The organism is Pseudomonas sp. (genome assembly GCF_049590575.1).
Lineage (GTDB): Bacteria > Pseudomonadota > Gammaproteobacteria > Pseudomonadales > Pseudomonadaceae > Aquipseudomonas.
On record NZ_JBAWDE010000192.1, the window covers coordinates 1 to 9,603 of the forward strand.

The following is a 9,603-nucleotide window of genomic DNA, read 5'->3' on the forward strand; positions in this document are numbered from 1 at the left end:
GAGGGGGCTTGCCCCCGATGGCAGTGTGTCAGCCACTTATGGGTTAACTGACCACCGCTATCGGGGGCAAGCCCCCTCCCACATTTTTTGCCCAGCGGTGCCCTTACAGGTCGCCGTAGCCCAGGGAGCGCAGAGCACGCTCATCATCGGACCAGCCACCCTTAACCTTCACCCACAGGTTGAGCATGATCTTGGAATCAAACAGCAATTCCATGTCCTTGCGCGCTTCGGTGCCGATGCGCTTGATGCGCTCGCCCTTGTCGCCAATGATGATTTTCTTCTGGCCATCACGTTCGACGAGGATCAATGCATGGATATGCAGGGTTTTGCCCTGCTGCTTGAATTCTTCGATTTCGACGGTGATCTGGTACGGCAGCTCGGCGCCCATCTGGCGCATGATTTTCTCGCGCACCAGTTCGGCGGCGAGGAAACGGCTGCTGCGGTCGGTGATCTGGTCTTCCGGGAAAAAGTGTTCGTTCTCCGGCAGGTAACCGGCGATCACACGCTCCAGGGCTTCGAGGTTGTGACCGTGCTGGGCCGAGATCGGCATGATCTGCGCGTTCGGCAGTTGTTCCTGCAGCCAAGTCAGGTGCGGCATCAGCTCGGCTTTGTCTTCGATGCGGTCGGTCTTGTTCAGCGCAACGATCAGCGGGCCGGTGACGTACTGCACACGCTCGAGAACCATCTGGTCTTCATCGGTCCACTTGGTGCGGTCGACCACGAAGATCACCACGTCGACGTCTTTCAACGCCGCCGAAGCAGTCTTGTTCATGTAGCGGTTAAGGGCTTTCTCGCCGCCTTTGTGCATGCCTGGGGTATCGACGTAGACCGCTTGCACGTTGCCTTCGGTCTTGATGCCCAGCATGTTGTGGCGGGTGGTCTGCGGCTTGCGCGAGGTGATCGCGAGCTTCTGGCCGAGGATGTGGTTGAGCAGCGTGGACTTGCCCACGTTCGGGCGGCCGACGATGGCAACATAGCCACAGCGTGTTGCGGTTGAATCAGTCATGGCCATTCTCCACGCCCAGGGCAATCAGTGCTGCAGCGGCCGCTACCTGTTCGGCAATACGACGGCTCACACCCTGACCTCGGCTTTTTTCATTCAGTAAGGTGATTTCACATTCCACGAAGAATACGCGGCAATGCGGCTCACCCTGGATATCCACCACTTCGTAGCGTGGCAGTTCGCAACCACGGGACTGCAGGAATTCCTGCAGGCGGGTCTTGGGATCTTTGTTGGTGTCGACCAGCGTCAGGCTCTCGATCTCGGAGTTCAGCCACGCGGTGACACGCTCTTTGGCCGCGTCCATGCCGGCATCGAGGTAGATGGCACCGATCAAGGCTTCAAGGGCATCGGCCAGGATCGACTCACGGCGGAAACCGCCGCTTTTCAATTCACCGGACCCCAGGCGCAGGTACTCGCCCAGGCCAAAGCCACGGGCCAGCACCGCGAGGGTCTCGCCCTTCACCAGGCGCGCACGCAAGCGCGACAACTGGCCTTCACGGGCTTGGGGGAAGCGCTCGAACAGGGCTTCACCGGCGACGAAATTGAGGATGGCGTCACCGAGGAATTCCAGGCGCTCGTTATTACGCCCTGCAAAACTGCGGTGTGTGAGGGCAAGGATCATCAATTCCTGATCCTTGAAGGTGTAGCCGAGCTGGCGCTCGAGACGACTTAGAGAAACGGTCACGGTTTACCCATATCAGTTTGGTGGCACCGGCGGCCATCGACGATTGACGCAGTGTTCAAATTCACATCCTGGTTGGTGCTGCATGAGGCGCGACCGATTTGTCCCAGCCCCAGAAAAGCATTCGGCGCTGTGTTCACAGCGCCGCTTGTATTACTTGATCAGCCCGACCCGCGAGAAGTTCGGCAGGTGGCTGAGTTTGGGTTCCGGCCAGCTCATCCAGACCGCAAAGGCCTTGCCGACGATATTCTGGTCGGGAACCATGCCCAGCAGCTCCTTGGGAATATTGGGATCATCCCAGTAGCGGCTGTCGTTGGAGTTGTCGCGGTTGTCACCCATCATGAAATAGTGCCCGGCCGGCACTTTCCATTCGCCATCAGGCATCGCGCGATAGCGGCTCATTTCCTTGCGGATCTCGTGCTCTACCGCGCCGAGTTTTTCCAGGTACAGCTCGGCGCTGCCCAGGCTGTTCGGCTCGGAACCGATCAGCTTCTCGGCCACCGACTCGCCGTTGACGAACAGGTGTTTGTCGCTGGTATAGCGAATCACGTCACCTGGCAGGCCAACCACACGCTTGATGTAGTTGACATTGGGGTCGCTCGGGTAACGGAACACCATCACGTCGCCGCGCTGCGGGTCACCGATTTCGATGACCTTTTTGTCGATCACCGGCAGGCGGATCCCGTAGGAAAACTTGTTCACCAGGATGAAGTCGCCCACGTCCAGGGTAGGTTTCATCGACCCCGAAGGGATCTGAAACGGCTCCACCAGGAACGAGCGCAGCACCAGCACGATGAACAGTACCGGGAAGAACGACTTGCCGTATTCAACCAGCAAAGGCTCTTTGTTCAGCTTCTCGACCACCACCGCATCGGGCTGGCTGACGCTGCCCTGATAGGACGCGATAGCCGCCCGCCGACGCGGGGCGAAGAACACCAGATCGAGCAACGCCAGAAGACCGCAAACGGCAACGGCGATGACCAGCAACAGCGGGAAATTTAGCGACATAGGACCTAACTATCCAACCTGAGCACCGCAAGGAAGGCTTCTTGTGGAATTTCCACGTTGCCCACTTGCTTCATGCGTTTTTTACCGGCCTTTTGCTTCTCAAGCAGCTTGCGCTTACGGCTTACGTCACCGCCGTAGCATTTGGCCAGTACGTTCTTTCTGAGAGCCTTGACGGAGGTCCGCGCAATGATCTGTCCGCCAATGGCGGCCTGGATCGCGACGTCGAACATCTGGCGCGGAATCAGTTCTTTCATCTTCTCGGTCAACTGGCGACCTTTGTAGTGCGCGTTGTCCTTGTGCACGATGAGTGCCAGGGCATCGACCTTGTCGCCGTTGATCAACACATCCAGCTTCACCAGATTAGCCGATTGGTAACGGTCGAAATGGTAATCCAGCGAAGCATAGCCGCGGCTGGTGGACTTGAGACGGTCGAAGAAGTCCAGGACCACTTCGTTCATCGGCAAATCGTAGGTCACTTGTACTTGAGTACCGAGGAACAACATGTCGTGCTGGACGCCACGTTTTTCGATACACAGGGTAATGACGTTGCCCAGGTGCTCCTGCGGCACCAGGATATTGGCCCGCACGATCGGCTCGCGCATGTCTTCGATGGAGGACAGGTCTGGAAGCTTGGACGGGTTATCGACGTAAATCGTTTCACCGGTTTTCAGTGCCAACTCGAAAATAACCGTCGGCGCGGTGGTGATCAGGTCCAGGTCGTATTCGCGCTCCAGGCGCTCCTGGATGATCTCCATGTGCAGCATGCCGAGGAACCCGCAACGGAAGCCGAAGCCCAGTGCGTCGGAGCTTTCCGGGGTGTACTGCAACGACGAATCGTTGAGCGTCAGCTTCTGCAGCGCTTCGCGGAAGTCTTCGAAGTCGTCGGAGCTGACCGGGAACAGGCCGGCGTAGACCTGCGGCTGGATGCGTTTGAAGCCCGGCAGCACGTCGACATCAGGTGTGGAGCTCAGGGTCAGGGTGTCACCGACCGGCGCACCATGGATGTCCTTGATACCGGCGATAATGAAGCCCACTTCACCGGCTTTCAGATCAGTGGTCGCGGTGTGCTTCGGATTGAACACACCGACGCTGTCCACCAGGTGGATCTTGCCGGTGGACTTGACCAGGATCTTATCGCCCTTCTTCACACGGCCGTGGCGCACGCGTACCAGGGAAACAACGCCCAGGTAGTTATCGAACCAGGAGTCGATGATCAACGCTTGCAGCGGATCTTCGTAGTTGCCGGTAGGCGCGGGAATGGTCTGGACCAGGCGCTCGAGCACTTCGTCGACGCCCAGGCCGGTCTTGGCGCTGCACTCGACGGCGTCGGTGGCGTCAATGCCGATGATTTTTTCGATTTCTTCTTTGACGCGGTCAGGATCGGCCTGTGGCAGGTCGATCTTGTTCAGTACCGGCATGACCTCAAGGCCCTGCTCGATCGCGGTGTAGCAGTTGGCGACGGACTGGGCTTCGACGCCCTGGCCGGCGTCGACCACCAGCAAGGCGCCTTCACAGGCGGCCAGCGAGCGGCTGACTTCGTAGGTGAAGTCAACGTGGCCGGGGGTGTCAATGAAGTTCAGCTGGTACTTGATACCGTCTTTTGCGGTGTAGTACAGGGTAACGCTGTGGGCCTTGATGGTGATGCCGCGCTCGCGCTCGAGGTCCATGGAGTCCAGTACCTGGGCTTCCATTTCACGCTCGGCAAGGCCGCCGCACATCTGGATGAATCGATCGGCCAGCGTCGACTTACCATGGTCAATGTGGGCGATGATGGAGAAATTGCGGATATGACTCAAATCACTCACGGATCAACACTCAAAAAGGCTGCAGGCAGATTGCCCGCTGAAAAATAGCCGGGAATTGTACCTGATGCTCAGGCAAGACGTCATCTTTGCTGACCAGAACAAAAAATGCCCCGATCCTATGACCGGGGCATTTTTTGTTCATAAGCGCGGGATCAGCCGGCTCGGCGCAATAGCCAGAACCCGGCCAGGGCGCAGATCGCGGTCGGCACCAGCACCGCAAACAGCGGCGAGAAGCCAAACACCAGGCTCGATGGGCCGAGCAGGTCCTGGGCGATGCGGAAAGTGAAGCCGACCAGCACCCCGGTAAATACGCGCTGGCCGAGGGTCACGGAACGCAGCGGGCCGAAGATAAACGAGATCGCCATCAATACCAGCGCGGCGGTCACCACCGGCTGCAAGACCTTGACCCAAAATGCCAGCCAGTAACGACCGTTGCTCAGGCCCTGGTCCTTGAGGTAGTGGATGTAACCCCACAGCCCGGAGATCGGCAGGCTTTCGGGGACCATCACCACCGTATTGAGCAATTGCGGCTTGAGCGCGATATCCCACTCTTCGCTTGGCGCATTGATCACCTCGGTGCTGGCATTGGAGCCCTGGCCGATATTGCGGAAATGAGTGGTGGTGATGTCGCTCAACTGCCACTTTTCGTTACTGTACTGCGCACGTTTGGCGAAGCTGGACGACAGCAAGTGCCGCTCTTTGTCGAATGTGTAGCGCGTGACACCAATCAGCAGGCCGCCCGGCTGCACGGCGTTGATGTGGATGAATTCATCCCCCTGGCGGTGCCACAGGCCGTGCTTGGCGCTTTGCGCATCGCCCGAACCCTGGGCCAGGGCGCGATTGGCCTGGGCGGTAGTTTCGGCCGGCGGCGCCACGTATTCGCCGATCAGCACGCTGCACAGCATCAGCAGCAACATCGGCTTCATTACCGCCCAGACGATACGGCCGATGGACACCCCGGCGGCGCGCATGATGGTCAGTTCGCTGTTGCTGGCCAGGCTGCCCAGGCCGATCAGGCAGCCGATCAGCGCGGCCATCGGCATCATGTCGTACAGGCGACGCGGCGCGGTGAGGGCCACGTAGCTCAGCACGTCCCACACGGTGTAGGTGTCGCTGACATTGCCCACTTCATCAATGAAGGCGAACAACGAGGCCAGGCCCAGGATGATGCCCAATACCGCCAGGATGGCGATCAGTACGCTGCTACCAATGTAGCGATCGAGCTTAGCCACGAGCCAACTCCTTCTGGCCACGACGGCTCATCATTTTCAAGCGTATAGGTTCCCAATAAAGCAGCCCCAGGCCGATCACCAGGAAGATCCCGTGTACCCACCACAGGCCCAGGGTCGGCGACAGCTTGCCCTTCTCCAGGGAGCCGCGGGCGGAAATCAGGATGGTCAGGTAAGCCATGTACAGCAGGATCGCCGGCAACAGCTTGAGGAAGCGGCCCTGGCGCGGGTTGACGCGTGACAGCGGCACGGCCATCAAGGTCACGATAAACACCAGCAGCGGCAGAGAGATACGCCATTGCAGTTCGGCGATGGAACGCAGTTCCTTGCTGCCGAACAGTTCGCTGGTCGGGATCGCGTCGCGGTCAGTGACTTCGTCGCTGATGTCCGGGCGGGCCAGCATCACGCCATAGGTGTCGTATTTGATCGCACGATAATCGGCCATGCCCGGGCTGCCATCATAGCGATAGCCATTTTCCAGGATCAGGTAGCGGCTGCCGTCGGGACGCACTTCCTGGCGCCCCGAATCGGCCACCAGCACGGAAATGCCACGGTCCTTCTTGTCTTGCCCAAGGCGTTTCTCGGAGATGAACACACCGCCGAGGTTGGCACGGTCGTCGGTCAGGGTTTCGGTGTAGGTCACCCGTGAACCGTCATTGAGCGCCTGGAAACGGCCCGGCTCGAGGGTGTCGAACTCGGTCATCGCGTCCTGCTTGTTCAGCACCAGCTGGAACTGCATGGCGCCCTGCGGGGCCAGGCTCAGGCTCAGCCAGGCCACGATCAACGCGATGCCGGCGGCCGGGATCATGGTCATGCCCAGCAGGCGCTGCTGGCTCATGCCGGTGGCCGAAAGCACGGTCATTTCGCTTTCAAGGTACAGGCGCCCGTAGGCCAGCAGGATCCCGAGAAACAGGCCCAACGGCAGGATCAGCTGCAAAAACCCCGGCAGGCGAAAGCCCATGATCAGGAACAGTGAGCCTGGGTCCAGGGCGCCTGAAGCGGCCTGGGCCAGGTACTTGACGAAACGACCACTCATGATGATGACCAGCAATACCGCACTCACGGCACTCAGGGTCAACAGGACTTCGCGGGACAGATAACGGAAGACGATCAAACCAGACACTCCAGGGTTGTCAGGCTAAGGCGGCCAAACAAGCAGCATACCAAGTCAGCCCGTTCAAGCAGGGCCGGCTAAAAAGATGGCGCATTATCCTGTGATTGACCGCGCCTGTCACTGCGCAACCTCTTGCTCGTGTACAAAGCATGCGCCAAGGGTTGTCAGGCTCCGTCGGCGAGGTTCAAACTGCGGCCTTTGTCGCGGGCGGTTTACGCAACTGCCTAGCTTTAAAGCCTGGGTACAAACGCCAGGCTCTCAGACCTTATAAAGGGACCCGAAAATGGAATTGGTTGTAAAAAGCGTTAGCCCCGAAACGTTGAAAACCGCCACCCTCGTGGTCGCCATCGGCGAAGGCCGCAAGCTCGGCGTCGCCGCCACGCAACTCGATGAACTCAGCGGCGGCGCCATCAGCGCCGTGCTCAAGCGCGGCGACCTGGCCGGCAAAGTCGGCCAGAGCCTGCTGCTGCAAAGCCTGCCCAACCTGAAGGCCGACCGCGTATTGCTGGTCGGCGTGGGCAAGGACGCCGAACTCGGCGACCGCCCGTTCCGTAAAATCATCGCTGGCATCCTCAACACCCTGAAGGGCCTGGGCGGCAGCGATGCAGCGCTGGCACTCGACGAAATCGTGGTCAAAGGCCGCGACAGCTACGGCAAGACCCGCCTGCTGGCCGAGACCCTGGTGGACGGCGGCTACCTCTTCGACCAGTTCAAGAGCACCAAGGCCGAACCGCGCGCCATCAAGAAAATCACCCTGCTGACCATCAAGGCTGCACAAGCAGAGGTCGAGCGCGCCGTGACCCACGCCAAGGCCATTGCCAACGGCATGTCGTTCACCCGTGACCTGGGCAACTTGCCACCGAACATCTGCCACCCAACCTACCTGGGCGAACAAGCCAAGGCGCTGGGCAAAGCGTTCAAGGGCCTCAAGGTTGAAGTGCTGGACGAGAAGAAGATCAAGGAACTGGGCATGGGCTCGTTCTATGCCGTGGGCCAGGGCAGCGACCAGCCGCCACGCCTGATCGTGATGCAATACAACGGCGGCAAGAAGTCCGAGAAGCCTTACGCCCTCGTCGGCAAAGGCATCACCTTCGACACCGGCGGCATCAGCCTCAAGCCGGGCCTGGGCATGGACGAGATGAAGTACGACATGGGCGGCGCTGCCAGCGTATTCGGCACCCTGCGTGCCGTGCTGGAACTCAAGCTGCCGATCAACCTGGTGTGCATCCTGGCCTGCGCCGAGAACATGCCGAGCGGCGGCGCGACCCGTCCGGGCGACATCGTCACCACCCTGAGCGGCCAGACCGTCGAAATCCTCAACACCGACGCCGAAGGCCGCCTGGTGCTGTGCGATGCCCTGACCTACGCCGAACGCTTCAAGCCGCAAGCGGTGATCGACATCGCCACCCTGACCGGCGCCTGCGTGGTCGCCCTGGGCGCTCACACCTCGGGCCTGCTCGGCAACAACGACGAGCTGATCGAGCAACTGCTCAGCGCCGGCAAGGCTGCCGACGACCGCGCCTGGCAACTGCCGCTGTTCGATGAGTACCAGGAACAGCTGGACAGCCCATTCGCCGACATCGCCAATATCGGCGGGCCGAAAGCCGGCACCATCACGGCTGCCTGCTTCCTGTCGCGTTTCGCCAAGAACTTCAACTGGGCGCACCTGGACATCGCCGGCACGGCCTGGACCAGCGGCGGCAAGGACAAGGGCGCAACCGGTCGCCCTGTGCCCCTGCTGACCCAGTACCTGCTGGATCGCGCCAAGGCCTGAAACTGAAGATGCCGGGGCGGTGGTCAACGTGCCGCCCCGGTCTCAGGAACCGCAATGACCCAAGTAGACTTCTATATATTGCCCAGCGCCGATCCTTCTGCGCGCTTGGACTTTGCCTGCAAACTCACCGAAAAAGCCTGGCGCATGGGCCACCGCATTTACCTGCATTGCAGCGATGCCGCCCAACGCGACGACCTGGATGCACGCCTGTGGCGCTTCAAGGGTGAGAGCTTCGTGCCCCACGGCCCCGCAGAATCCGAACCCCAAGGCCTGGTGGTACTGGGCCTGGGCGACAGCTGCGGCGACCATACCGACCTGCTGGTCAACCTCGACCTGAAAGTGCCGCCGTTCGCCCAGGCATTCGCCCGTGTGGCGGAGGTGGTAGTGGAAGACCCGGCTATTCGTCAGGCGGCGCGGGAGAGTTTCCGCTTCTACCGCGAACAGGGCTATCCTTTGCAGGATCACCGGCTACAACGACTTTGAGTACATGATGGACACTCCCAACCCTCTAAAAAAAGACGACCACCTGCTGGACGACCTCGAGTCGATCCGCCAGTTGCTGGGTGACGATGACTTGCAACCGCCGCTGCTGACCGATTCGGTCGAGAGCGAGGTACAGATTCCGATGTTGTTCGATATGGTCGGCGGCAAGTCGGCTGTACCGGAGCCGGTGGCTGCAGCGCCTGCAAAAAAAGCCGCGCCCGCCGCCGAGAAATCCCCCGACGCCCTGCTGCTGCACCTGGACAACGAACTGCGCGCCGCCGCGCAGTTGATCATGCAAGACGTGATCGACGACTTTGCCCCGCATATCGAAACCGAGATCAAGCGCCGGCTGGATGCGCGGATGGAACGGTTGTTGAGCCAGTACCAGTCCTGAAGCCGCCACACATCCCCTGTGGGAGCGGGCTTGCTCGCGAATGCGGTGTAACAGTCACCGGATGGATTGACTGAACCACCGCATTCGCGAGCAAGCCCGCTCCCACATTTG

9 protein-coding genes are annotated in these 9,603 nt (G+C 60.4%); 3 read left to right on the plus strand and 6 right to left on the minus strand.

Annotated features, from left to right (window positions below):
* Nucleotides 1–103 precede the first annotated feature (103 nt).
* From era to lptF, 6 genes are all read right to left on the minus strand, one after another.
* Nucleotides 104–1,006 carry a GTPase Era gene (era, locus tag WBR57_RS13165; protein ID WP_005785147.1) on the minus strand — a complete coding sequence of 301 codons (903 nt, stop codon included), beginning with the start codon at nt 1,004–1,006 and terminating at the stop codon, nt 104–106.
* Complete coding sequence (rnc, locus tag WBR57_RS13170; protein WP_122543547.1) at nt 999–1,688, minus strand: ribonuclease III; 690 nt, start codon at nt 1,686–1,688, stop codon at nt 999–1,001. The genes era and rnc overlap by 8 nt, the downstream gene beginning before the upstream one ends.
* A gap of 150 nt (nt 1,689–1,838) precedes the next feature.
* Entirely contained in the window at nt 1,839–2,693 is an 855-nt protein-coding gene (gene lepB / locus WBR57_RS13175) for a signal peptidase I (RefSeq protein ID WP_424084183.1), read from the minus strand.
* 5 nt (nt 2,694–2,698) lie between these two features.
* Nucleotides 2,699–4,498 (minus strand): translation elongation factor 4, encoded by a 1,800-nt coding sequence (gene lepA, locus WBR57_RS13180; protein ID WP_424084184.1) that lies wholly within the window; start codon nt 4,496–4,498, stop codon nt 2,699–2,701.
* Nucleotides 4,499–4,650: 152 nt separating this feature from the next.
* Nucleotides 4,651–5,730, minus strand: coding sequence for an LPS export ABC transporter permease LptG (gene lptG, locus WBR57_RS13185; RefSeq protein WP_424084185.1), 1,080 nt, complete (start codon nt 5,728–5,730; stop codon nt 4,651–4,653).
* Nucleotides 5,723–6,841: an LPS export ABC transporter permease LptF gene (lptF, locus tag WBR57_RS13190; protein ID WP_122543555.1), complete on the minus strand. Its 1,119-nt coding sequence runs from the start codon at nt 6,839–6,841 to the stop codon at nt 5,723–5,725. The genes lptG and lptF overlap by 8 nt, the downstream gene beginning before the upstream one ends.
* Before the next feature lie 283 nt (nt 6,842–7,124).
* On the opposite strand from lptF, the gene WBR57_RS13195 reads away from it, so the two are divergent.
* Genes WBR57_RS13195 through WBR57_RS13205 form a run of 3 tightly spaced genes read left to right on the plus strand, consistent with a single transcriptional unit; the run spans nt 7,125 to nt 9,492 of the window.
* Nucleotides 7,125–8,615, plus strand: coding sequence for a leucyl aminopeptidase (locus tag WBR57_RS13195; protein WP_424084186.1), 1,491 nt, complete (start codon nt 7,125–7,127; stop codon nt 8,613–8,615).
* A 54-nt stretch (nt 8,616–8,669) separates the two neighbouring features.
* On the plus strand, nt 8,670–9,098 hold the full coding sequence (locus tag WBR57_RS13200; protein ID WP_424084187.1) for a DNA polymerase III subunit chi: 429 nt from the start codon (nt 8,670–8,672) through the stop codon (nt 9,096–9,098).
* 7 nt (nt 9,099–9,105) lie between these two features.
* Complete coding sequence (locus WBR57_RS13205) at nt 9,106–9,492, plus strand: DNA polymerase III subunit chi (protein WP_424084188.1); 387 nt, start codon at nt 9,106–9,108, stop codon at nt 9,490–9,492.
* Nucleotides 9,493–9,603: the final 111 nt, after the last annotated feature.